We start from the raw sequence: 23,960 nt of genomic DNA on the forward strand, positions 1-23,960 counted from the left end.
GGCCGTCGGGCACGGCGACTTGCCGCGTCCGCCAGCGTCCGGCGGCCCGGTCGACCGGGACTCGATCGGCACTCGGCCCGGGCGTGGCAGGCTGACCGACGGGCCCCGCCGTCCGCACGGCCGGACCCGCTTCCGTTCGCTCACGAGGAGGAATCGCGCAGATGGCCGCCAGCAAGCAGCCCGCAGCCCCGACGGCGTCCTGGCCCGGCGTGTGCGCCCGGCGGCTGGCCCGGCACAGCCTGGACACGCCGGCGCCCGCCGCGCGGATGGCGGAGGTCGTCGCCGCCATGGGCGGGGCGCACGCGCAGGTGATGTCGGCGGCCGAGCTGTCGGTCGGGCTGCGCACGGCGGGCACGACCCGCGCGGACGTGCGGCGCGCGCTGTGGGAGGACCGCACCCTGGTCAAGACGTTCGGGCCGCGCGGCACCGTGCACCTGCTGCCCGCGGCCGAACTCCCGCTGTGGACGGGGGCGCTGGCCGCGGTCCCGGCGGCGGGCGGCGGGCTTCCGCGGGCGGCCCGGCTGGACGCGGCGCAGACCGAGGCCGTGGTCGAGGCGGTCGCGGACGCGCTGCGGGTGGCGGAACCGCCGACCGTCGACGAGCTGAGCGAGGCGGTGATCGAGCGGCTGGGCGACTGGGCCGCCGACCCGGTCGTGCCCGGCTTCACCGGCATGTGGCCGCGCTGGCGGCAGGCCCTGCACACCGCCGGTCACCGCGGGGCGCTGTGCTTCGGCCCGGGCCGCGGCCGGAAGGTCACCTACACCAGCCCGGACCGCTGGCTGCCCGGATTCACGCCCATGGACCCGGACAAGGCCCTCGCCGAAGTCGCCCGGCGCTATCTGCGCTCCTACGGACCGGCGAACGCCCAGCACTTCGCGCAGTGGCTGAGCGCGCCGCGCCGCTGGGCCGCCGACCTGTTCGGCTCGCTCGGCGACGGACTGCGGCCGGTGGCGGGCCCGTCGGGCGACGGCAGCACGGTGTACGAGCTGGCCGACGAGGGCCCGCACGAGCCGGCGTCCGCCCCCGGCGGACTGCGGCTGCTGCCGTACTTCGACGCGTACACGGTGGGCAGCCACCCCCGGGAGCTGGTCTATCCGGGCGTCGCCGCCGAGCGGGCGCTGTCCAACGGCCAGGCGGGCACGGTGCAGGTGCTCACCGTGGACGGGGTGGTGGCCGGGGTCTGGCACCAGAAGCGCTCCGGGCGCAAGGTCGCGCTCACCGTGGAGGCGTTCGGCACCCTCACCCCGGCCCAGCTCGCCCAGGTGGAGGAGCAGGCGGCGCGGGTCGGGGAGATCCTGGAGGCGGTCCCCGCGCTGACGCTGGGTCCGGTGGACACCGGCAAGCACCTGTGAGTCCAGCGGTGGTCGAGCCGCGTTCCAACGCCCCGTTGGACAGTGGCCCCATGACCACCTACGTATGGGACTACCTGCCCGAGTACGAGAGCGAGCGCGCCGACCTCCTGGACGCGGTCGACACCGTCTTCAGCTCCGGGCGGCTCGTCCTGGGCAAGAGTGTGCGCGGCTTCGAGGAGGAGTTCGCCGCCTATCACGGCGTGGCCCACTGCGTCGGCGTCGACAACGGCACCAACGCCGTGAAGCTGGGCCTGCAGGCCCTCGGTGTCGGCCCGGGCGACGAGGTGATCACGGTGTCCAACACCGCGGCGCCCACCGTCCTGGCGATCGACGGGACGGGCGCGACGCCCGTGTTCGTCGACGTCCGCGAGGAGGACTTCCTCATGGACACCGCGCGGTTGGAGGCGGCGGTCACCCCGCGCACCAAGGCGATCCTGCCCGTCCATCTGTACGGCCAGTGCGTGGACATGGCGGCCGTCGAGGCGGTCGCGGCCCGCCACGGGCTGCGGGTCCTGGAGGACTGCGCCCAGGCGCACGGCGCCCGCCACCACGGCCGCCCGGCCGGCGCGCTGTCGGACGCGGCCGCGTTCTCCTTCTACCCGACGAAGGTCCTCGGCGCCTACGGCGACGGCGGCGCGGTCCTCACGGCCGACGAGGAGACCGAGCGCAGGCTGCGGCGGCTGCGCTACTACGGCATGGAGGAGCGTTACTACGTCGTCGGGACCCCGGGGCACAACAGCCGGCTCGACGAGGTCCAGGCGGAGATCCTGCGCCGCAAGCTGACCCGCCTCGACGCCTACGTCGCCGGCCGCCGTGCCGTCGCCGCCCGTTACGAGGAGGGCCTGGGCGACCTCGCGGAGCTCGTCCTGCCGCGGACCGGCGCGGGCAACGAGCACGTCTACTACGTGTACGTGGTGCGCCACCCCCGCCGGGACGCCGTCCTGGAGGCGCTGAAGCCGCACGGCATCCATCTGAACATCAGCTACCCGTGGCCGGTCCACACGATGACCGGCTTCCGCCACCTCGGCGTGCCGGCGGGCTCCCTGCCGGTGACGGAGAGGCTGGCCGGGGAGATCTTCTCGCTGCCCATGTACCCCTCGCTCCCCCGTGACGTGCAGGACCGCACGATCGAGGCGCTGCGCGAGGTCCTGGCCTCGGTGTGACGGCCACGTGGGAAGGGGGGCACCGGGACGGTGCCCCCCTTCGGCGTGCGTTCAGGCGGCGACGGCGGAATCTCCGGTCTGCTTCCGATGGGCCTCCCAGTACGCGCGGACCGCGTCCGTGAGCGAGTGCCGCGGGCGCCACCCCAGCAGGTCCAGCGCCGGCCCCGGGTCCACGCGCATCCAGTCGGCCGCCCCGGGCGCGCCGCGCTCGGTGACCCGTGCCCGGACCCCGCTGACGGCGATCAGCAGGTCGACCAGCTCCCGCACCGGGACGGCCTCGCCCCGGCCGATGTCCACGACCGCGCCGGCCGCCGGGACGTGGCGGTCCGTGGCGCGGACGACGGCGTCGGCGACGTCCCGCACGTCCACGTAGTCGCGGTGGGCGCGCAGCGGGGACAGCTCGACGCTCACCGGCCCGGTGCCCGGCGCCGCGGCCGCGAGCCGTGCGGCGACCCGGCCGAGCAGGCTCACGGCGGGCGTGCCCGGCCCGGCGACGTTGGCGACGCGCAGCACGAGCGCGTCCACGTCGCCCGCCCTGTGCGCGGCGAGGACCGCCTCGGTGGCGGCGAGCTTGGCCCGCCCGTACTCGGTGTCCGGCCGGGCCGGGCCGCGGGCCGTCGTGCCGGCGGGCACGGGGCCGTACTCCAGGACGGAGCCGAGGTGAACGAGCCTCGGCCGGACCGCGGCCCGGCCGAGGGCGGCGAGCAGGCGCAGGGTCGGGGCGACGATCGCGGGGGCCATCTCGGCGTCGGTGCGGCCCCAGATGCTGCCCACGCAGTTGACCACGGTGTGCGGCCGCTCGGAGTCCAGCAGATGGGCGAGCGCCTGGCCCGCGTCGTCCGACCCCAGGTCGAGGCGGATCGCCCGTACCCCGGGCGCGGCCCCGTCCTGCGGGCCCCGCGCGGCGGACAGCGCCCGCTGCCCGCGCGCGGTCAGGGCGGCGCACACCTCCCGGCCGACGAACCCGCTGCCCCCTAGCACCAGAACCCCGCCGGTGGCCGGGCCGCTCATGCCGCGGCCCCCACCCACTCGGGCCGGCCGGCCGCGAGCCGGAGCCGGGGGACGGCCGGTCCGGCGGCGGACTCGCGGGCGAGGACCGAGCCGTGGACGCCGCCGACGTGCCGGATCCCGGTGCCCGGCAGCAGGATCGCGTCGGCGATGCCGGCGGCCTCGACGACGCACCCGGCCCCGATGGCCGTATGGGGGCCGATGTGGCTGTCGCGGACGACCGCGCCCGCGCCGATGACGACCGGACCGGTGACCCGGGAGCGCTCCACGACGGCCCCTTCCTCGATCACTACCTCGCCGATGATCTCGCTGGCGTCGTCGGCCCGCCCGGCGAGGCGCCGCCGCAGTCCGTTCAGCAGCTCCCGGTTGCAGTCCAGGAGGTCGCCGACGCGGCCGGTGTCCCTCCAGAACCCGGAGTGGACGCTGGCCCGGACCTCGTGCCCGGCGTCGACGAGCCACTGCACGGCGTCGGTGATCTCGCGCTCGCCGCGGGCACTGGGCGGGACGGCGGCGACGGCCTCGTGGATCGCCGGGGTGAAGAAGTACACGCCGACCGCGGCGAGGTCGGTGGCCGGATGACGCGGCTTCTCCACGAGCCGGGTCACCCGGCCGTCCAGGTCCGTCTCGACGACGCCGAAGGCCCGTGGGTCGGCGACCTTCTGCACCACGATCCGGGCCGCGGTGGGCGCGGCGGCGAACTCCCGGGCGACGCCCGCCACTCCCTCGGTGAGCACGGTGTCGCCGAGGTAGAGCACGAAGTCGTCCTCGCCGAGGAACTCACGGGCGATCAGCACGCAGTGGGCCAGACCGAGCGGGGCCTCCTGCGGGATGTAGGTGACACGGGCGCCGAAGGCCGAGCCGTCGCCGAGCACCGCCTCGATCGCCTCCCGCCAGTCCCCGACGATCACGCCGATCTCCTCGATGCCCAGCTCGCGCAGGTTCTCCAGAACGTGGACCAGGACGGGTCGGCCCGCCACCGGGATGAGTTGCTTGGGCATGGTGTGGCTCAGCGGACGCAGGCGGGTGCCCGAACCGCCGCACAGAACCAGGGCTTTCATCGCTTCTCCCGTCGACTTCGGTCGCCTTCCGTGGCGTTCGGCCGGATTCAGGAGGGCCAACGTGACCGGACGGCCTCGAGCACGGGTCCAGCCCACCTGGACAGCGGGCCCGCCGAGCGGTACGCGCGCGCACGGCTCCACCCCGTCTCAAGGCCGCGTCGGCATGGTGGGGACCATGACCAGTGGCACGGACACCGCGCAGCCATCGCACTCACCCGCCGCCGGGGCGAGCATCCTCGGCGGCCCGGCACCCGCGTTTCTCACGCAGCGTCCCCGGTGGACGCCCGTGGACGCGCCGGGCCTGCCGCCCGGGCGGCTGGAACACGCCGAGATCGAGGCGCCCCTCGACTACGCGCATCCCGACGGGCCGCGGATCACCCTGGCCCTGAGCCGGATCCGCGCCACGGGCGGCCCGGGCCGGCGGCGCGGCATCCTGCTGTCGCTCAACGGCGGCCCGGGCGGCGACAACGGCATCGGCCGCGCTCTGCCCGCCCGGCTGGCCGCGGCCACCCCGCTGGGCGAGGCGTACGACCTCATCGGCTTCGACCCGCGCGGCACCGGCGGGTCGACCCGTCTGGAGGGCGAGGACAGCCCGGTCACGGTCCCCTTCGACTCCCGTCCCCCGGACGAGGTGTTCGACGCCCTCGCCGCCGACATGCGCGAGCGCGAGGAGGGCTGCCGCCGGGCGGGCGGCGCACTGCGACCGCACGTGTCCACCCGCAACAACGCCCGCGACATGGACCTGATCCGGGCCGTGCTGGGTGAGCGGCGACTGAGCTTCGTCGGCTGGGCGTACGGCACTCTGCTGGGCGCGGTGTACGGGACGATGTTCCCCGAGCGCCTGGACCGCAGCGTGCTGGACTCGTCCGTGCACCCCGACTGGGACTGGCGGGCCCAGTTCCGCTCCCAGGCGGAGGCGACCCGGGAGAACGTCGACGCCTGGGCCGAGTGGACCGGTGAGCGGCCGTCCGCCTTCGCCCTGGGCGCGGACGCGGCCGGTGTGATCGCCTCGGTCGAGCGGACCGCCGCGGCCCTCGGCGCGCTGACCGGCGGCCGGGCGCTGCGCACCTCCTTCGACATGGTCGTCGGCACCCTGGCGGCGGACCGGTCCCGATGGGACAAGCTCGCGGAACTCGTCGCCGCGCTGCTGGCCGCCGCGGGCTCGGACGACGCGCCGCGCGCCGGGGAACTGCTGGCCGGACAGGCGGAGTGGCGTCCGGGCAGGCCCGCGGGCACCCGGCGGGAGGCCGTGCTGGAGGCGGTCACCAGCGAGACCGACTGGCCGTCGGACCCCGCGCTCTACCACGCGGGCATGCGGGACTTCCGGGAGCGCTGCCCGTACGGCCTGGGCGTGATGCGGGCGCAGCCGTGGGTCGGGACGTTCCGTACGTTCACCCCGCCCGAGCCGCCGACCCGTGTCCGCGGCGGAGGCTTCCCGCCCGGGCTGGTGGTCCAGGCGGACGGCGATCCGCTGGACCACCACGAGGGCGGCCGGGCGATGGCGCGGCGGCTGGGCCACCGGCTGGTGCGGATCACCGACTCGGGCGCGCACGAGGTGTACGCGCTCGGCGGCAACGCGGCGGTGGACGCGCTCGTCAACCGCTATCTGCTGGACGGCGAGCTGCCGTCCGGCGCCGAGACTCGCGTGCCGGGCGTGCCGCGGCCTGCCGTGCCGACGGGCTGAACCGGACGGACACCGGGTCCCGCCCGTGGCGGCGGGGCCCCGACCACCGACGAACCACAGGGGAAGACATGCGCTGGGACAACATCTATCTCGCGGGCACCGGTTCCTACCTGCCCGAGCAGGTGCAGACGGCGGAGCAGGCCGTCGCCGAGGGCCTGGCGGACGCGGACGAGGTCGCGGCCCACGGCATACGCGCCGTGCGGGTCGCGACACCGGACGAGACCGGCCCGGTGATGGCCGCGCACGCGGGGCGCCGTGCGGTCGAGCGGTCGGGCCTGTCGACCGAGGACTTCGGTCTGCTGATCCACTCCTACGTGCTGCACCAGGGCCAGGAGATGTGGACCCCGGCGAGCTACGTCCAGCACGAGACCATCGGCGGCACCGCGCCGGCGGTGGAGGTGCTCCAGAACTCCAGCGGCGGACTGTTCTCCCTGGAGATGGCGGCCTCCCACCTCGCGGCACGTCCGCAGCCGGGCGCGGTGCTGATCACCACCGGGGACCAGCACCGGCTGCCCTACTTCGACCGCTGGAACTCCGACGACGCGCTGGCGCACGGCGACGGCGCGGGGGCGCTGGTCCTCAGCAACCAGGAAGGCTTCGCCCGGCTGCTGGCCACGGTCTCCTACGGGGACCCGTCGCTGGAGCCGTTCCTGCGCGGCACGCGGGGGTGGACGCCCGCGCCGTTCGCCGAGGGCAGGCCGATCGATCTGCGCGGCCGCATCCGTGACTTCATGGCCCAGGGCGAGGCCAACCTCGACATCATGGGCGAACGGATCGGATCGATGAGCGTCCGGGTGCTGGAGGACGCCCTCAAGGAGGCCGGCACGGACCTGCGGAGCGCGCGGTTCTTCGTCCACCCCAACATCAACCGGGCGACCGTGGAGTTCGCGTACCACGACGCGCTCGGGGTGAACCCGGACACCACCACCTACGAGTGGGCCCGGGACCTCGGGCACATGGGCGCGGGCGACCACCTGATCAGTCTGGACCACGTCGTCGCCGAACGCGGCCCGCGCAAGGGCGACCTGCTGATCGCGATGGGCGCGACGGCCGGGTTCGTCTGGACCGTCGCGGTGCTGGAGTTCCTCGTCGACCTGCCCGCACGGACCGCCTGACCCCCGAGATCCACCTGGAGAGGACACGACCGATGGCTGACACGGCCGCGAAGCAAGCCGCAGCGAAGAAGGAGAAGAAGAACAAGAAAGACAAGTTCGAGCATCTGAACGTGGAGGAGGGAACGCTCCGGCACGGCCTCCCCTACCGTGCGCTCGGCACCGGTGACGAACCGCTGGTGGTGCTGCGCTGGTTCACCGACAACCACACCAACCCCGAGGGGTGGGAGCGGGGCGTCGAGCTGAAGCAGCTCGCCCCGCTGGCCGAGCGCTACCGCGTCTACGCGGTCAACCGCGCGCCCGGCATGGCGCGGGGCACCACGATGGAGCAGGTCGCCGAGCAGCACGCGCAGGCGCTGACCGAGAAGTTCGGCGGCCCGGTCCACATCCTCGGCACCTCCTCCGGCGGCTCGGTCGCGATGCAGCTCGCCGCCGACCACCCGCAGGTCTTCAAGCGCATGGTCCTGGCGATGGCCGGTCACACCATGGGCGACGAGGCGCGTCAGGCGCAGCTCAAGTACGCGGAGGCCTCGGAGGCGGGGCGGCGCGCCCTGCACCACACCGCGCGGATCTCCTTCAAGAGCGCGGCCCTGGCCAAGGTGGTCGCGCCGCTGATGTGGCTGGTGGACCCGTTCGTACGGCCCAAGGACCCCTCGGACATGGTGGCCTTCGTGCGGGCCGAGGCGGCGTTCGACGTCCGGGACCGGCTCGCGGAGATCCGGGTGCCCACCCTGGTGATCGCGGGCGGCGCGGACCGGGCCTGCCCGCCCGAGGTGTGCCGCCGCACGGTGGAGGGCATGCCGGACGCCGAGCTGGTGGTGTACGACAAGGCCGGCCACATCGGCACGTTCAACAACCCGCGGTTCCCGAAGGACGTGCTGGCCTTCCTGGACACCGGCTCACCGGTCCGGGGCTGATCGATCCCCGCACTCCGCGGACCCGGCACGGCCGAGGCCCCCTGCGATCGCAGGGGGCCTCGGCCGTGGGCGCTCGCGTGGATCAGGCGCTCACGGGCTGCGTGGGGACGGACGACGCGGCGGCCGGCGCGGCCGTGAGCGCCGCCAGGGCGGCCGGCGTGGGCGCGTCGTACACCCGGCGGGCGGGCACCGAGGTGCCGGTCCGCCGACGGATCAGGGCGGTCAGCCGGGTGGCGAGCAGCGAGTGGCCGCCGAGCCGGAAGAAGTCGTCGTCGGGGCCGACCTCGGGCAGCTTCAGGACCTCGGCGAAGATCGCGCAGTACAGCGCCTCGGTCTCGGTGCGCGGCTCGGTCCGGGCCGCGGGCTCGCGGACGGGCGCGGGCAGGTTCTTCCGGTCGACCTTGCCGTTCGGGGAGAGCGGGAAGCTCTCCAGGCGTACGTACGCGGACGGCACGAGGTAGTCGGGCAGGTGGGCCAGGTGGGCGCGCAGGGCGGTCTCGTCGGCGCCGCCCACCGTGTACGCGACGAGCCGCGGCCCGGTGTGCTCGTCCACGCGCGCGACGACGGCGCACTGCGTGACCTCCGGGTGGCCGAGCAGGACCGCCTCGACCTCGCCCGGTTCGACGCGGAAGCCGCGGATCTTCACCTGGTCGTCGGCGCGGCCGAGGAACTCGAACACGCCGTCGGCGCGCCGGCGCACCAGGTCCCCCGACCGGTACATGACCGCCCCCGGCCCGCCGTACGGGTCCGGCACGAAGCGCTGGGCGGTCAGGTCGGGACGCCGCCAGTAGCCGCGCGCGACCTGCGCGCCCGCGAGGTACAGCTCGCCGGAGGTGCCGTCGGGCACCGGGCGCAGCCTCTCGTCGAGGACGTAGGAGCGGGTGGCGGTGACCTCGGTGCCGATCGGTACGGAGGAGGGCCAGTCGGCGGCGTCCGCGGACAGGGTGTGGGCGAGGACGACGTGGGTCTCGGCGGGGCCGTACTCGTTGTGCAGGCGGAAGGGGCTGCGGCGGCCGAAGTCCCGCAGCCCGCCGTCGACGTGGAGCGCCTCGCCGGCCTGGATCACGTCGGTGAGGTGCGGCAGTTCGCTGCCGTTCTCGGCGGCCGCGGCGACGAGGGCGTCCAGCACGGCCGTGGGGGCGAAGAGTTCGTTGACCCGGTGCCGCTCCAGCCAGGCGACGACCGCCTCGGGGTCGCGGCGGATGCCGTCCGGCGGGACCACCAGGGTGCGGCCGGAGACCAGCGTGGAGAGGATCTCCTGAACGGAGACGTCGAAGCCGATGGCGGCGAACTGGGCGGTGCGCACCCCCGGTCCGCCGGGGAGGGCCGCGCGCTGCCAGCGCAGCAGGTTGGTCAGCCCGGCGTCGTGCATGACGATCCCCTTGGGGACGCCGGTGGAACCGGACGTGAAGATCAGGTACGCGGCGCCCTCGGGGGTCAGCGGCCGTACGCGGTCGGCGTCGACGGGGTCGCGGTCCAGGCCCCCCTCGGCCTCCGCCTCGGCTTCCAGGGCGGCGAGGAGTTCCGCGTCGACCACGCAGGCGGGCCGGGCCAGGTCGAACATCAACTGGCGCCGCTGCTCGGGGTACTCGGTGTCCACCGGCATGTACGCGGCCCCGGACTTGAGGATCGCCAGCAGGCCGACGACGAGTTCGGCGGAGCGGGGCAGCAGCAGGGCGACGACGTCCTCGGGGCCGACGCCGCGGGCTGTGAGACGGTGCGCCACGCGGTTGGCACGGGCGTTGAGCGCGCGGTAGGTCAGTTCGGTGTCCTCGAAGACGAGGGCGGTCCGTCCGGGGTGCCGGGCCGCCTGCCGCTCGAACATCTCGGCGGCCGAGGCGGGCCGGTCCGGGCGGGCCGCCGCCTGCGTGTGCGCGGCGACCACGCTCAGCGGCCGCATGTCGGTCCACAGCTCCGTCGCCCGCTCCAGGCACTCGGCGTGCCCGCCGCGGTGGACGGTGTGCCATCCCGACGGCACGGTCAGCGGGGCGGGCCAGAGCGCGTGCCGGCCCTCGTCGTCGGCCAGCAGGAGAAACTGCCCGTCCCGGTTGTCGAATGGATTCACCGCGTACGCTCCTCGGAGAGACGGATTCCGGTCCGAATGCCGGTATATCCGGACCAAGGGTGCGTGAGCCGGCTCGACCGGCGCTCGAATTCCGCGCACGCGCAAGCGGAAGCGGAAGCGGGCGGACGGGCACCCGGGTCCGCCCGCACCGGTCCACTCACCCGCCGGGGTCAGCAGGCGGCGGGCCGCGCGCTCACCAACGTCACCTTGACCTTGGCCTCCGCCTCCGTCAGGAAGGTGTTGTTCGCGTCGTAGATCCTCGATATGCCGGAGCTGTTGAAGGTCCGCCCGCTCTGGCGGGCCTTCTGGTTGACGTCGACGTAGCCGACGGTGGTGCCGTCGCCCTCGAACAGCCGCTCCCGGACCCGGTAGTCGAAGGTGTTCGCGCCGGTGCGCTTCCAGGCGCCCTTGCCCTGGCCGCCGCCCTCGGGGCCACCGCCGGAGGACAGGCACATCACACCGTTGGCGTGGAACGACAGGGTCACGTTGCCCTTGCCCTCCGCGTGCTCCACCGTGCCCTGCCAGGTCCCCACCGGCGTCGCGTGGAAGTGGTGCCGGCCGCTCGTGGCGGCGGCCCCGGAACCCGCCGGGGCGACCAGGACGGCCACCGCCGCGAGGCCCACCGCCGGGGCGAGGATCCGGATCCCGTGTGTGCGTGTGCGCCGAGTCATGTGCGCTCAGTCCTCTCTGTGGTCATCGGCTTGCGAGACATGTGGATCAGGGGGCCGGTCGGCCCAGTTCGCGGCGGAACGCGCGCAGTTCGGCGGCCAGCACCTCCGGCCGCTCCAGGGCCGGGAAGTGGCCGCCGTCGGGAAGGTCCCGCCAGTAGCGCAGGTCGGTGAAGCGCTCCCGGGCCCAGGCGCGGGGCAGCCAGGCGTCCTTGGGGAAGACCGAGCAGCCGGTGGGGACGGCGGTCGGGGCCATCGGCTCCGACTCGAAGCTCTCCCAGAACAGCCGGGCGGACGCGGCGCCGGTGTTGCCGAACCAGTACATCGACACGATGTCCAGGAGCCGGTCGGCCGGCACCGCCTTCTCCAGGTCGCCGTCGTGGTCGGCCCACTCCCAGAACCGGTCGGTGATCCAGGCGAGCTGGGCGGCCGGCGAGTCGGCGAGGCCGTAGCCGAGCGCCTGGGGTCGGGTGGACTGGATCGCCGCGTAGCCGGAACGGTTCTTCCCGAAGCTCTGCATCCGGCCCATGGCCGCCCGGTCGCGCTCGTCCAGCTCCTCGAACGGGATCTGCCGCTCCGGGGGCCGGGCCAGCGGCATCGTCAGATGGATGCCCCGCAGGTGCGCGGCGTCCGTGCTCCCCAGCGCCGCCGACACCCAGGAGCCCCAGTCGCCGCCGTGGGCGATGTACCGGTCGTGGCCCAGGCGGGCCATCAACTCCGCCCAGGCCGCGGCGATCCGGCCGACCGTCCAGCCGGTCCCCGTGGGGGCGGGGCCGAGGCCGTGCCCCGGCAGGGAGGGGCACACGACGTGGAAGGCGTCGGCCGGGTCCTCGGGCTCGGTCAGCCGCGGGATCAGGTCGAGGAACTCGACGACGGAGCTGGGCCAGCCGTGCGTCAGCAGCAGCGGCACGGCGTCCGGGTGCGGCGAGCGCACGTGCAGGAAGTGGACCGGCAGTCCGTCGAGCTCGGTGGTGTACTGCGGGAAGGCGTTCAGCCTGCGTTCGGTCGCACGCCAGTCGTAGTCGTCGGCCCAGCGCCGGCACAGGCTGCGCACCTGGTCCAGGGGGGCGCCCTGGGACCAGTCGTCCACCGTCTCCCGGTCCGGCCAGCGCGTGCCGTGCAGCCGGTCGCGGAGATCGTCGAGGGCTGCTTGCGGGATGTCCGCCCGGTAGGGCTCGATGACTGAGCTCATCCCATGGCCTCCTCCGTGGCTTGTTCCGTCCGCGAGGCGTACGCGTTCGCGGTGGCGCAGACGCTAGGGCGGGGCCCTACAGCAGCGGTCGAGCGCGGTGAGAGGCCGCCGGGCAACACTCCGCGCCATGAATCGCATGAAGCAGACACAACAGAAGTGGCCGAAGTCGTACCCCACGGGCCGGACCGCGCGCCGGGCGGGAGGAGCACGCGCGCTCGTCGGTACGGCGCTCGCGTGCGCCCTGCTGTCGGCGCCGGCGGCGGGCACCGCGCAGGCCGCGCCCCGGGGCCCGGTCCCGGTGGGCAGTTGGAAGGCCACGGTGGTCCGCGAGGGCGCCACGTACGACGTGACCCTGTCCTTCGCCACGGACCGCTCGGTCTGCCTGGTCTCGCCCGCCGGGGCGAGCAAGGGCCGCTGGCACCACACCGGCCGGGACGCGTTCGACTACCGCATACGGGAGCTGTGGCACGACGCGGGCGGCGCGCTCGAGGGCTGGGTGGACATCGCCCAGTCGGCGAAACGGACCGGTGCCGCCTCCTTCGCGGGCTCGGGCACCTCGACCGTCCACGGCGCCGACGGCACGGTGGTGGACACGGTGCCGGTCGAGGTCACGGGCGTACGCACCGGTCCGCCGGACGGCTCCGCCTGCGGATGACGGGGACCGGCCCGCCGGACGGGTCCGCCTGCGGATGACGGGGTGCACGCGCGCCGGCCGGGCGCCCCGGGCCCCTCGGCATGCCCCGCCGGTCGTCAGGTCCGGGCCGGCGCGGGTGCGGTGCGTGGGACTGCCGGGGTCCGCCGAGAGTGTGTGCCGGGTGTCGGGGAGTCGGAGGGGGGACTCGGCACAGGCTTCAGGTCGTCCTCGGTGAGGCCCACCTCCGCCAGGACCTCGCGGGTGTGGGCGCCGACGGCCGGGGCGGGCTCCCGGACCGGCGGGGCGGGGGTGCGGCGAAAGCGCGGGACCGGCGCGGGCTGGACGACGCCGTCCGCCCCGACGTGCACGCCGCGCGCCCGGTGGTGGGGGTGGCGCTCCGCCTCCCGCAGGGTCAGCACGGGTGTCACGCAGGCCTCCGTACCCGCGAACACGGCCTCCCAGGCGTCCCGCGTGCGGGTGGCGAAGCGCGCGGCGAACCGCTCGCGCAACCGCGGCCAGGAGGCCCGTACCGCCCGGTCGGGGACCTCGTCCGGGTGCAGGTCGAGTCCGTCGAGCAGCGCGGCGTAGAAGCGGTCCTCCAGCGCTCCGACCGCCACGTACCGGCCGTCGGCGCAGGCGTAGACGTCGTAGAACGGGGCCCCGCCGTCGAGGACGTTGGTGCCGCGCTCCGGCTCCCACGCGCCGGCCGCGGTCATCCCGGCGAGCATGGCGAGCAGCGCGGCCGTCCCGTCGACGATCGCGGTGTCCACGACCTGCCCGCGGCCCGACCGCCCGCGCTCCTGGAGGGCGGCCAGGATGCCGAAGGCGAGCGGCAGCCCGCCGCCCGCGAAGTCGCCGAGGAGGTTGAGCGGCACGGCCGGCGGACCACCGGGCCGGCCGATCGCGTCCAGCGCACCGGTCAGCGCCAGGTAGTTGATGTCGTGTCCGGGCTCCTTCGCGAGCGGCCCGTCCTGCCCCCAGCCGGTCATCCGCCCGTACACCAGGCGCGGGTTGCGGGCGAGGCAGGCGGCCGGTCCGACACCGAGCCGCTCCGCGACCCCGGGCCGGTGGCCCTCGACGAGCACGTCCGCCCCTTCGACCAGGCGCAGCACGGCGTCCACGGCCGCCGGGTTCTTCAGGTCGAGGGCCACCGAGCGGCGCCCGCGGTCCAGCACCCGGTGCCAGGCGCCGAAGGCCCGGGCGGTGTCCGGACGGTCGACGCGGACGACGTCGGCCCCCAGGTCGGCGAGGAGCATGCAGGCGAACGGCGCGGGGCCGATCGCCGCGAGTTCCAGTACGCGCAGCCCGCTCAGCGGACCGCCGGTCTCGGGTGTCGTCTCCATGACCGGAGGCTAGGAACGCGGCCTGCACATGCCCTTGAGCGTGACTCCATCGAGGGCTGAGGGCGCGGGGCGAGACTGCCGCCCTCGCGGCCCATGCCGATCGAAGGGACTCACGACGATGACGACCAGCACCAGTCCGTCCGGCGCCGATTCCGAGACCGCGCCCCGGACCTTCCCGTACCAGCGCGGCTGCCCGTTCAGCATGCCCGCCGAGTACCCGGAGATGATCGACAGGGACGTCTCCCAGGTCACCCTGACCGGTTCGGGGCTGCGGATCTGGACGGTCACCGGCTATCACACGATCCGTCAGCTGCTCACCGACCCCCGGGTCAGCGCCTCGCGCAAGCACGACAACTTCCCCTTCTACTTCATCGCGCCGCCGGAGTTCCGCACGGAGACCTCCTTCATCGGCTACGACGGCGAGGCGCACACCAGGACCCGCCGCAAGGCGGCGCTCACCTTCACCAGCCGCCAGGTCAAGAAGCTGCGCCCGCGCATCGAGGAGATCGTCGACGAGCACATCGACCGGATGCTGGCGACCCCGCCGCCGGTGGACATGCACCACGCCTTCTCGCTGCCCGTCCCGATGACGGTGATCTGCGAACTCCTCGGCATACCCCACGACAAGCACGACTTCTTCATCAAGCACGGCACCGCCCTGCTCGGCGGGCACAGCAGCGCGGAGGAGCGCCAGGCCGCGATCGTCGAGGTCAACGCGTACGTCGACGACCTGATCCAGCTGAAGAAGCGGGAGCCCGGCGAGGACCTGCTCAGCCGTGCGATGGCCGACTACGAGGCATCCGGCGAGGAGTACACCGACCGCGACCTGTTCAACATGGTCCGGCTGCTGATGAACGGCGGCCATGAGACCACCGCCAGCCAGATCTCGCTGGGCACGGCCTGCCTGCTGGAAAACCCGGATCAGCTGGAGCAGTTGAAGGCGGACCCGGAGCTGGTCAGGCCCGCGGTCGAGGAACTCGTCCGGATCGCGACCATCGGCGACACGGCGGTGCCGCGGGTCGCGCTGGCGGACATCGAGATCGGCGGGCAGGTCATCCGCAAGGGCGACGGCATCCTGTGCCTGGGCCTCGCCGCCAACCGCGACCCGGAGGTCTTCCCCGAGCCGGAGAAGGTCATCCTCAGCCGCGGCAGCCGCAAACACCTCGGCTTCGGCCACGGCGTGCACCACTGCATCGGCGCCGATCTGGCCCGCCTGGAGCTGGAGATCGTCTGGAGCAAGCTCTTCCAGCGCATCCCGACGCTGCGGCTGGCCAAGCCGTTCGCGGAGATCCCCCGCAAGGAGGGCGCCGTGATCTACGGCCTCTGGGAGCTCCCGATCACCTGGTGACGCCCGCGCACAGGCAACGGACACAGGCAGCACGGTTCGAGGAGGACCCACCCATGCCCAAGATCACCTACCGGAGCCCCGACGGCACCGACACCGTCGTCGACGTCGCCTCCCCCGGCACCGTGATGCGCGGCGCGAAGCTCAACAACGTCGTCGGCATCGAGGCGCAGTGCGGCGGCTCGGCCCAGTGCGGCACCTGCCACGTCTACGTCGACGAGGCCAACACCCTGCCGCTGCCGCCCATGCACGAAGTGGAGGACGACGTCCTTTACGGCACGGCCAGTCCGCGCCGCGAGACCAGCCGGCTGAGCTGCCAGCTCCCCGTCACCGACGCCATGGACGGGCTGGTGGTGCATCTGCCGGAGGCGCAGTCCTGATGGCCGCGCCCTCGGTCGTCGTCGTCGGCGCCGGGCAGGGCGGCACCGAGACCGCCGCCGCCCTGCGCGGTCGGGGCTTCTCCGGCCGGATCACCCTGGTCGGCGCGGAGGACGCCCTCCCCTACCAGCGTCCGCCCCTGTCCAAGGGGTACCTCACCGGCGGCACTCCGGCCGACGAACTCCCCCTGCGGCCGCGGTCGTTCTTCGCGGCGCAGGACATCGAGCTGGTCACCGGCACCCCGGTCACCGCCATCGACCCGGACGGCATGCGGATCTCCCTCGCACAGGGCGGCGGTCGCCGCGTGAGTCTGCGCTACGACCACCTCGTCCTCGCCACCGGCGCGCGGCCCCGGGTGCTGCCGGTGCCCGGCGCCTCGCTGGCCGGCGTCCACACCCTCGGCGATCAGCGCGACGCCCTCGCGCTGCGCGCGGAACTGCGGCCCGGGGCGCATCTGCTGGTCGTCGGCGGCGGCTTCGTCGGGCTCGAACTCGCCTCCACGGCACGGCTGCTGGGCCTGGAGGTCACGGTCGTCGAGGCCGCGGCCAGGGTCATGGGGCGCTCCGCCAGCGCGGCCCTGGCCGAGCACCTGACCGCCGGGCACCGCGCCCACGGCGCCCGCGTCCTGACCCGGCGTGAGGTGGTGGCCCTGCGCGGCGACGACACGGGCCGGGTGCGGGTGGCCGAGCTGGACGGCGGGGAGCGGGTCCCGGCGGACGTCGTCGTGATGGGCGTCGGGGTCCTGCCGCGGACCGGACTCGCCGCGGACGCCGGACTGCCGGTCGGCGACGGCGTCCTCGTCGACCGGACGCTCAGGGCCGGCGATCCGGCTGTCCACGCGATCGGCGACTGCGCCCGCTTCCCGAGCCCGCACGCGGGGCGACCGCTGCGGCTGGAGTCGGTGCAGAACGCCTCGGACCAGGCCCGCTGCGTGGCCGCGGACATCTGCGGCGCCCCGGAGCCGTACACGGCGGTCCCGTGGTTCTGGACCGAGCAGTGCGGGCTGCGGGTGCAGATCGCGGGCAGCACCGCGGGCCACGACCGCACGGTGGTGTCCGGGGACGTGGCGGGCGGGCGCTTCTCGGTGTTCTGCTTCGCCGGGGAACGGCTGGTGGGCGTCGAGTCGGTGAACCGCCCGGCGGACCACATGATCACCCGCCGCCTGCTGGCCGAGGGCGGCGCCGCGCTGCCGTCCGCGGCGGAGGTGTCCCACCCGGACTTCGACCTCAGGAAGCACCGGCGGGCGCGCCAGCCGCAGTAGCGCGTCGCCGCACATCGCACTGCCGGAAGCCGGGCCGCCCCCGTGAGCGGTCCGGCTTCCGGTACGCGTTCCGGCGGGCGGGAGACGACGCGGACTCGACGGCCGTTCGAGGCACCTGCGCGACCCTGACCGCATGACTGCCACTGCGCGCACGGACCCCACCGCCGCACTCCCCGTCGGGGCGTGGTCGGCGCAGGTGCACCGCGAGACGGAGACGTCGGCGGCGGTGCTCCACTTCACCGGCGACGGACGGGTCTTCCTCGGCGACGGCGGCGCCGGGCACTGGGAGCCCACCGGGCCCGACGGCTTCACGTTCCGCGTGGCCGAGCCCCTCTTCGACGAGCGCGGGCCGGCGGCGGGCGACTGCGTCGGCTGGGTGGACATCGACCAACTCGCGGTGCTCGACGGCGACTCGTTCCGCAGCGAGGGTGTCTCCGTGGTCCGCGAGAGCGGCAGCGGACGCGTGCTGCGCACCAAGCGGGTCACCGTCACGGCGCGAAGGGCGATGAGGACGGCCCGCCCGGCGTGAGCGGGGCGGGCCGTGTGTCTGCGTCGGGGGACGACGTCAGGCGGGGACGTCCGATGGTCGTGCCGTCGGGACGGTCGGCGTCGACGGCGTCGCGTCGGCGGCATCCGCAGGCCTACCCGGGGAGCCCTCGCCACCCGCTGCCGCCTCCGCGGTCTCCGGGTCGATGGGCTCGATGTCCCGGAGCATCAGCACGACCAGTACGGCCGCCAGGACCACCAGCACCGCGCCGATGACCGCGTTGACGTGCAGCCCGTCCACGAAGGCCGCCCGCGCGGCGGCGACCAGGGCGGAGCCCGTCTCCGCCGGCAGGGCACCCGCCGCGCCGAGCGCCGCTCCCAGGGTGTCCCGCGCGGTCTCCGAGACCGCCTCGGGCACCCCGGCCGGCATGGCGTCCGCGAGCTGCGTCCGGTAGACGGCCGTACCGACGCTGCCGAGCACGGCGACGCCGATGGCCATCCCGAACTCCTGGTTGGTCTCGGAGAGCGCGGATGCGGCACCGGCCCGCTCGGGCGGCGCCGCACCCACGATCATGTCCACACCCAGGATCGACATGGGGCTGATGCCCAGGGCGAAGACGACGGTCCCGGCGGCCATGAGACCCAGGTCGTCGGAACCGTCCAGCAGGGTGAACATCAAGAAGCCCACCGCCGCGACCACCAGGCCGCCGCCCATGACGTAGGCCGGGCGGGACCGCTTGACCAGGGGCGGGGTCATGGCCGCCGCGGCGAGCATCGCCGCCGTCTGCGGCAGCGTCCACAGCCCCGCCTCGAACGGCGAGAGGCCCAGGACGAGTTGCATGTACTGGGAGAGGAAGAAGAACAGGCCGGACATCGCGAACAGCGAGAGCGTCAGCGTCAGCAGTGAGGCGCTGAACGCCCGGTCGGCGAAGAGCCGCAGGTCCAGCAGCGGGTCGGTCAACCGCCGCTGCCGCCGCACGAAGACGTACCCGAGCACCAGCCCCGCCGTCAGGACGAGCGCGGGCACGGGGGCGACGCCGTCCTTGGCCAGCTCCTTGACGCCGTACACCAGCGCGATCATCGCGGCCACCGACAGCGCCACGCTGCTCAGGTCCAGCCGGCCCGGCTCCGGGTCGCGGTACTCGGGCAGCAGCAGCGGGCCCACCGCCAGCAGGAGCACCATGGGCGGCACTCCGAGCAGGAACACCGAGCCCCACCAGAAGTGCTGCAGCAGGGCGCCTCCGACGAGCGGCCCCAGCGTCATGCCGACCGTGAAGCTGGACATCCACACGGCGATGGCGCCGGTGCGCTGGCGCGGGTCCTGGAACATGTTGCGGATCAGGGCCAGCGTGGAGGGCATCAGCGTCGCTCCGGCGATGCCCAGCAGGGCCCGGTTGGCGATGAGCATCTCCGCGCTCGTCGACCAGGCGGCGACCAGGGACGCGGCGCCGAACGCGGCGGCGCCGGCCAGCAGCAGGCGCCGGCGTCCGATCCGGTCGCCCAGCACGCCCATGGCGATCAGGAAGCCCGCGACGAGGAAGCCGTAGACGTCGAGGATCCACAGCAGTTGGGAGCTGCTGGGGGCCAGGTCGGCGCTGAGCTGCGGGACCGCCAGGTAGAGGACCGTGACGTCCATCGAGATCAGCAGGGTGGGCAGCGCCAGGACGGCGAGTCCGGTCCACTCCCGCCTGCCCGCCCTGGGGACGGGGGCGGTGGGCCGGGCGGGTTCGGTCATGAGGTTCCTCCGTACGGACTTCGGGGGTTCAGGGCCGGGCCCGCCGCACCGCTGCCGATGACCGAGAGCAGCGTGCGGGCCTGGACGTTGAGGTAGTAGCCGTGCCGGGCGAGCGAGCCGAGCTGGGCGGGGGTGGCCCACTGGTAGCCGGGCGGCGGTACGTCCGGGACCGGCCGGCGGTCGTCGTCGGCGGGCGCCTCGACGATCAGGTACCGGCTCTCCGCGTCGAGGAAGCGGCCGCCCTCCTCGGAGAGCACGGCCTCGTAGGCGATCCGGTCCGGTGTCGCGCCCAGCACCACGTCGAGGAAGGGCGGCCGGTCGGCGACGGAGAGCTGCGCGTGGTTCTCCGGCACGCACTGCACCGTCGGGGCGAGTTCCACCCCGTGGCACAGCCCGGCCTCGGCGCGCGCCTGCACGAGGACGTGCGGGACGCCGTGGAAGCGGCGGACGACGAAGGCGGCGACACCCCGGCCGACCGGCTCGATGAGCGGCTGCGTCCAGCCGGTGACCTCACGGCTGCCGGCCTCGACGGCCACGGCCATCACCCGGAAGAACCGCCCGTCATGGCGCTCCAGGTGCCAGGGGCCGCGGCGCCAGCCGTCCAGGCCGTCGAGCGGGACGCGCTCGGCCAGCACATACGCGGAGCGCTCGGCGGCGAACCAGGACAGCAGGTGCGTGTCCGACCGGACGGCGCCGCGGTCGGCCAGGTCCTCGGGGTGGGTGACGGGGGCGCCGGCCAGCACGGAACGGGCGTCCATGTTCACGAGGTTCTCGCGCCGCAGGAGTTCGCCGATCTGCCCGAGGGTGAGCCAGCGGAAGTCGTCGTGCGGGGCGATGTCGTCGAACACCTCGACGATCATGTTCCGGTTGCTCTTGCGGAAGAACCAGGCCCCGTGCTCGGACTGGAGGGCGTCGCAGAGCACGCGTCCGCCGGTCCGCTCGGGCTCCAGGAAGCGGTCGAGGTACGGCACGTCGGCGCCGCCGTGGACCTTGAGGTAGTTGCTGCGGGTGGCCTGGACGGTCGGCGACAGCTGCAGCAGGTTCGGGTTGCCGGGCTCCATCTTGGCCTGCATCAGGAAGTGCAGGACGCCGTCGAACTCCTTGGCCAGGATGCCGAGGACGCCGACCTCGGGCTGGTGGATGATCGGCTGCCGCCAGCTGCGGTAGGGCCCGCCGTCGACCCCGACGCGCAGCCCCTCGACGGTGAAGAACCGGCCACTGTCGTGGCCGAGGTTGCCGGTGCCGGGCCGGAAGGACCAGCCGCGCAGGTCGGCGAAGGGGATGCGCCGGACGGCGAAGTGGTGGGCGTTTCTGCGCTCTTCGAACCAGTCGGAGATCTCGTCGGTCCGCAGGAAGGCGCCCGATCCGGTGGCGGCGGCGGACCGGGCGAGGCGCTGGGCCAGGGCCGGCCCGGTGTCGGGGAACGGCGGGCCCGGCAGACTTCCCCCGGAAACCCCGGAAGTCCCGGACACTCCCGGGACGCCCGGGACGGCGGGCCCCGGGTGGACGGCGGTGGACATGGCGAGCTCCTATGGGTGGTCGGGCGGCTGAGGTGCGCCCGGCCCCGGCAGTGCCCGGCGGTCGGGGCCGGTCCCTGAGCGAGCGGGTCGGCGGCGGGGGCGCGCGGCCGCCGCGGCCGTACCCGTCACTCCTCCGCGGGGCCGAGGAGGGCGTTCGCGTGGCTCTTGGCCGCGGAGGTCTCGTACTGCAGCGCGACATGGCTGGTGGCCGACGTGATGTCGCGCCAGTGGCGCTGGAGCGCGTGGGTCTCGCCGAGGCCCCCGGTGCCCGCGAGGGCGACGAGCTGCCCGGCGGAGTCGCGCAGGAGTTCGGCGGCCGTGGTGGCGTTGCGTTCGGCGCGGGCCAGCAGGCCGCGGTCGAGCCGGTGCGAGTCTGCGGTGTCGGCGTTCTGCTCCACCAGGAGGCGGGCCGCGTCGATCCGGCCCGCCGCGCGCACGAGCTTCACCTCGCCCGCCGGGGTCCGGCGGCGCCCGGTGACGGTCGCGGCGGCCGCGTCCAGGGCGCCGAGCGCGGCACCGACGACCGGGGCCACGAACGGCAGCCCGGCGACGGCCTGGAGCGGCATGTTGTGCACGGGCCGGTCGGAGGAGCTGTTGCGGCCGGTGAGGAGTTCCTGCCGGTCGAACGAGAAGTGCTCGGCCACGAGGGCGTCCTCGACGGTCACGGTGTGGCTGCCGGTCGCCCGCATGCCGACGCTGTCCCAGGTGTTCTCCACGGTCCAGGTGCCCCACGGGAGGGCGAAGAACCGCATGGCGGGCGGCCCTTCGGCACCCGGGACGACGGCGCAGACGAGGACCCAGTCGGCGAGGTCGATGCCGCTGACGTATCCCCAGCGGCCGCTGAGCCGCCAGCCGCCGTCGACCTTCACGGCCCGCCCGGCGGGCATCAGGCCGGTGGCGATCACGGTGTCCGGGCTGTCGGCCCACACGGCCTCACGGCCCTCCCGCGGGAGGTGAGAGGCGATGCGGCCGGAGTAGGCGGCGAGCGAGGCGTACCAGGCGGTCGACGCGCAGCCCCGGGCCACGGTGACCACGGCCCGGGTCAGCTCGGCGAACGAGCCCTCGGCGCCGCCGTGTTCACGGCCGACGAAGTGGCGGGCGAACCCGGCGCCGCGGACGGCGTCCGCGACCTCGCGGGAGAGCTTGCGGGTGGTGTCGGCGTCGGCGGCGCACCGGGCGGCGAGGGCGCGTACGGCCTCGGCGGCGTCCGCCGTCCCGGTGTCCGGCTGCTGGTCGGCGGGCATCCTCGTGACCTCCTGGCTGAGGGAGCTGCGGGCGGGGCGTGCGGCTTTCGTGGGGGGGGCGGGCGTCGGGGCAGAGCGTGCGGCTGTCGTGACGGTGGGTGGGCGTCGGGGCAGGGCACCGGCCTCGGGTGCGGGACCACGCGACGGATTCCGGGGACGCTCTGCCGGGCCGGGGCCGGGGCCGAAGCCAGGAGCAGCAACGGCCCCCGGGGCCCTGATCAGAGCGCCCTGATCGGATCGCCTCGGTCAGATCGCCTTGGCGAACAGCTCCAGCGTCTCGCCGGGGCTCGGCCCGTCCAGGGCGCGGAAGATGCGGTCGGCTCCCTCGCCGTGGCGTTCCAGGGCCACGTGCGCGAGCTCGACGCGGGTGTGGGTGTCGTCGACGCGGATGAACTCGACCTCGATCCGGCTGGCCCGCTCATCGTCCGGGACGGACTGCCAGTTGGCGTCGATCCGCCAGGTCATGACGAGCCGCCGGCCCGGCTCCCACGCCAGGACCCTGCCCCAGTCGATGCGGTTCCCCTCGACGTCCCACTCGTAGTAGTGGCCGCCCACGCCCGGCTCGAAGGCCAGGCCGGCCCGCTCCTTCTTCAGCAGTACGTGGCTCGGCGGCCACCAGTCCATGGGGCGTTCGGTGAACACCGCGAAGCAGTGCTCGGGCGTGGCCGCCACGGTCACCGACTTCCTCACATCGGGGATCGTCTGCTGCTCGGGCACATGCCCTCCTCGGTCGGTCCGGTGCTGGACGTACCGACGCTCACCCATCGCGCTGGACCGCGCGTGGAACGCCGGTCGAGGGGCCGTGGCCCCACCGGTCCTCCGGCCGGGTCCGAGCGGCGCGCAAGGGGGCGGGTTCACGGTCGTCCCCACTACGGCGCCGAGCCATGAGCAGGGGAGAGAGATGACCACGGACCAGCTGACCGAGCAGGGTACGGACCAGGAACGCGCGACCGGTCACGTCGCGTTCGTCACCGGCGCGACCAGCGGGATCGGCCTCGCCGTGACCGAGCTGCTGGCCCGCCGCGGCGTGGCCGTCTTCGGGGTCGCCCGCGGCGAGGAGAGCGTGCGCGCCCTCGTCAAGCGGCTGCGCGGCGAGGGGCTTCGGATCGCCGGCACGGTGTGCGACGTGACCTCCGTCGAGCAGATCGGCGCGGCCGTCCGGGCGGCCGTGGCCACGTACGGCCGGATCGACATCCTGGTCAACAACGCGGGCCGGGGCGGCGGCGGGGTCACCGCCGAGATCGCCGACGGGCTGTGGGACGACGTGATCGAGACCAACCTGAACGCCACCTTCCGGGTCACCCGGGAGGTCCTGTCCACCGGGTTGATGCGGGACGGCGACTGGGGCCGGATCGTCAACATCGCCTCGACGGGCGGCAAGCAGGGCGTGGAGCTGGCCGCCCCGTACTCGGCGTCGAAGCACGGCGTCATCGGCTTCACCAAGGCGGTCGGCAAGGAGCTGGCGCAGACCGGCATCACGGTCAACGCCGTCTGCCCGGGCTATGTCGAGACCCCGATGGCCCAGCGGGTGCGCCAGGGCTATGCCGGCCACTTCGGCGTCAGCGAGCAGGAGATCCAGGAGAAGTTCAACGCGAAGATCCCGCTCGGCCGCTACTCCACCCCTCAGGAGGTCGCCGGCCTGGTCGGCTACCTGGTGTCCGACACGGCCGCCTCGATCACCGCGCAGGCGATGAACGTCTGCGGCGGCCTCGGCAACTACTGATGGGCGCCGCCCGGACGAGCGGCGACGGAGCCGGTGCGCGCGGCCGGCCCGACCCCGCCGCCTACCGTGCGG

At 74.4% G+C, this 23,960-nt stretch carries 21 protein-coding genes; 11 read left to right on the forward strand and 10 right to left on the reverse strand.

Annotated features, from left to right (window positions below):
- Positions 1–161 precede the first annotated feature (161 nt).
- Both IM697_RS37655 and IM697_RS37660 read left to right on the forward strand, forming a co-directional pair.
- A complete protein-coding gene (locus IM697_RS37655) occupies positions 162–1,352 on the forward strand; it encodes a winged helix DNA-binding domain-containing protein (protein WP_194040952.1) in 1,191 nt (396 codons plus the stop codon).
- Positions 1,353–1,402: 50 nt separating this feature from the next.
- Positions 1,403–2,515 (forward strand): DegT/DnrJ/EryC1/StrS family aminotransferase, encoded by a 1,113-nt coding sequence (locus IM697_RS37660; protein WP_194040954.1) that lies wholly within the window; start codon positions 1,403–1,405, stop codon positions 2,513–2,515.
- Between the two features lie 51 nt (positions 2,516–2,566).
- On the opposite strand, the gene IM697_RS37665 is transcribed toward IM697_RS37660, so the two are convergent.
- Together IM697_RS37665 and IM697_RS37670 are read right to left on the reverse strand one after the other, a co-directional pair.
- Positions 2,567–3,526: an NAD-dependent epimerase/dehydratase family protein gene (locus IM697_RS37665; protein ID WP_194040956.1), complete on the reverse strand. Its 960-nt coding sequence runs from the start codon at positions 3,524–3,526 to the stop codon at positions 2,567–2,569.
- Positions 3,523–4,581, reverse strand: a complete 1,059-nt coding sequence (locus IM697_RS37670; protein WP_194040958.1) for a glucose-1-phosphate thymidylyltransferase — start codon at positions 4,579–4,581, stop codon at positions 3,523–3,525. The genes IM697_RS37665 and IM697_RS37670 overlap by 4 nt, the downstream gene beginning before the upstream one ends.
- Positions 4,582–4,756: 175 nt before the next feature.
- Here IM697_RS37670 and IM697_RS37675 point away from each other — a divergent pair, with 175 nt between their 5' ends.
- The 3 genes from IM697_RS37675 to IM697_RS37685 all read left to right on the forward strand — a co-directional run bounded on the left by IM697_RS37675 (position 4,757) and on the right by IM697_RS37685 (position 8,294).
- Positions 4,757–6,265, forward strand: a complete 1,509-nt coding sequence (locus tag IM697_RS37675; protein WP_228044321.1) for an alpha/beta fold hydrolase — start codon at positions 4,757–4,759, stop codon at positions 6,263–6,265.
- Between the two features lie 68 nt (positions 6,266–6,333).
- On the forward strand, positions 6,334–7,380 hold the full coding sequence (locus tag IM697_RS37680; protein WP_194040960.1) for a ketoacyl-ACP synthase III family protein: 1,047 nt from the start codon (positions 6,334–6,336) through the stop codon (positions 7,378–7,380).
- Between the two features lie 32 nt (positions 7,381–7,412).
- On the forward strand, positions 7,413–8,294 hold the full coding sequence (locus tag IM697_RS37685) for an alpha/beta fold hydrolase (RefSeq protein WP_194040962.1): 882 nt from the start codon (positions 7,413–7,415) through the stop codon (positions 8,292–8,294).
- 82 nt (positions 8,295–8,376) lie between these two features.
- Here the strand turns inward: IM697_RS37685 and IM697_RS37690 are convergent, their stop codons facing one another.
- From IM697_RS37690 to IM697_RS37700, 3 genes are all read right to left on the reverse strand, one after another.
- Positions 8,377–10,359: an amino acid adenylation domain-containing protein gene (locus IM697_RS37690; protein ID WP_194040964.1), complete on the reverse strand. Its 1,983-nt coding sequence runs from the start codon at positions 10,357–10,359 to the stop codon at positions 8,377–8,379.
- Between the two features lie 170 nt (positions 10,360–10,529).
- Complete coding sequence (locus tag IM697_RS37695; protein ID WP_194040966.1) at positions 10,530–11,030, reverse strand: hypothetical protein; 501 nt, start codon at positions 11,028–11,030, stop codon at positions 10,530–10,532.
- Between the two features lie 46 nt (positions 11,031–11,076).
- Positions 11,077–12,219, reverse strand: a complete 1,143-nt coding sequence (locus tag IM697_RS37700; RefSeq protein WP_194040968.1) for an epoxide hydrolase family protein — start codon at positions 12,217–12,219, stop codon at positions 11,077–11,079.
- A gap of 136 nt (positions 12,220–12,355) precedes the next feature.
- On the opposite strand from IM697_RS37700, the gene IM697_RS37705 reads away from it, so the two are divergent.
- Positions 12,356–12,874, forward strand: a complete 519-nt coding sequence (locus IM697_RS37705; RefSeq protein WP_194040970.1) for a hypothetical protein — start codon at positions 12,356–12,358, stop codon at positions 12,872–12,874.
- A 95-nt stretch (positions 12,875–12,969) separates the two neighbouring features.
- Here the strand turns inward: IM697_RS37705 and IM697_RS37710 are convergent, their stop codons facing one another.
- Positions 12,970–14,196, reverse strand: a complete 1,227-nt coding sequence (locus IM697_RS37710) for a CaiB/BaiF CoA transferase family protein (RefSeq protein WP_194040972.1) — start codon at positions 14,194–14,196, stop codon at positions 12,970–12,972.
- Positions 14,197–14,314: 118 nt separating this feature from the next.
- Between IM697_RS37710 and IM697_RS37715 the strand changes: the two genes are divergently transcribed.
- From IM697_RS37715 to IM697_RS37730, 4 genes are all read left to right on the forward strand, one after another.
- Positions 14,315–15,544, forward strand: a complete 1,230-nt coding sequence (locus IM697_RS37715) for a cytochrome P450 (RefSeq protein ID WP_194040974.1) — start codon at positions 14,315–14,317, stop codon at positions 15,542–15,544.
- 53 nt (positions 15,545–15,597) lie between these two features.
- Positions 15,598–15,921, forward strand: coding sequence for a 2Fe-2S iron-sulfur cluster-binding protein (locus IM697_RS37720; RefSeq protein WP_194040976.1), 324 nt, complete (start codon positions 15,598–15,600; stop codon positions 15,919–15,921).
- Positions 15,921–17,180, forward strand: coding sequence for an NAD(P)/FAD-dependent oxidoreductase (locus IM697_RS37725; RefSeq protein ID WP_194040978.1), 1,260 nt, complete (start codon positions 15,921–15,923; stop codon positions 17,178–17,180). Before IM697_RS37720 ends, IM697_RS37725 begins: the two co-directional genes overlap by 1 nt.
- Positions 17,181–17,313: 133 nt before the next feature.
- Positions 17,314–17,709 carry a hypothetical protein gene (locus IM697_RS37730; protein ID WP_194040979.1) on the forward strand — a complete coding sequence of 132 codons (396 nt, stop codon included), beginning with the start codon at positions 17,314–17,316 and terminating at the stop codon, positions 17,707–17,709.
- A gap of 36 nt (positions 17,710–17,745) precedes the next feature.
- Here the strand turns inward: IM697_RS37730 and IM697_RS37735 are convergent, their stop codons facing one another.
- The 4 genes from IM697_RS37735 to IM697_RS37750 all read right to left on the reverse strand — a co-directional run bounded on the left by IM697_RS37735 (position 17,746) and on the right by IM697_RS37750 (position 22,882).
- Entirely contained in the window at positions 17,746–19,401 is a 1,656-nt protein-coding gene (locus IM697_RS37735; protein ID WP_228044322.1) for an MFS transporter, read from the reverse strand.
- Entirely contained in the window at positions 19,398–20,921 is a 1,524-nt protein-coding gene (locus tag IM697_RS37740; protein WP_194040981.1) for an NDP-hexose 2,3-dehydratase family protein, read from the reverse strand. The genes IM697_RS37735 and IM697_RS37740 overlap by 4 nt, the downstream gene beginning before the upstream one ends.
- Before the next feature lie 125 nt (positions 20,922–21,046).
- Complete coding sequence (locus IM697_RS37745; RefSeq protein ID WP_194040983.1) at positions 21,047–22,165, reverse strand: acyl-CoA dehydrogenase family protein; 1,119 nt, start codon at positions 22,163–22,165, stop codon at positions 21,047–21,049.
- Positions 22,166–22,411: 246 nt separating this feature from the next.
- Complete coding sequence (locus tag IM697_RS37750) at positions 22,412–22,882, reverse strand: SRPBCC family protein (RefSeq protein ID WP_194040985.1); 471 nt, start codon at positions 22,880–22,882, stop codon at positions 22,412–22,414.
- Between the two features lie 184 nt (positions 22,883–23,066).
- Here IM697_RS37750 and IM697_RS37755 point away from each other — a divergent pair, with 184 nt between their 5' ends.
- Positions 23,067–23,888: an SDR family NAD(P)-dependent oxidoreductase gene (locus IM697_RS37755; RefSeq protein ID WP_194040987.1), complete on the forward strand. Its 822-nt coding sequence runs from the start codon at positions 23,067–23,069 to the stop codon at positions 23,886–23,888.
- Positions 23,889–23,960: the final 72 nt, after the last annotated feature.

Origin of the sequence: Streptomyces ferrugineus (assembly GCF_015160855.1) — a bacterium.
Taxonomy (GTDB): domain Bacteria; phylum Actinomycetota; class Actinomycetes; order Streptomycetales; family Streptomycetaceae; genus Streptomyces; species Streptomyces ferrugineus.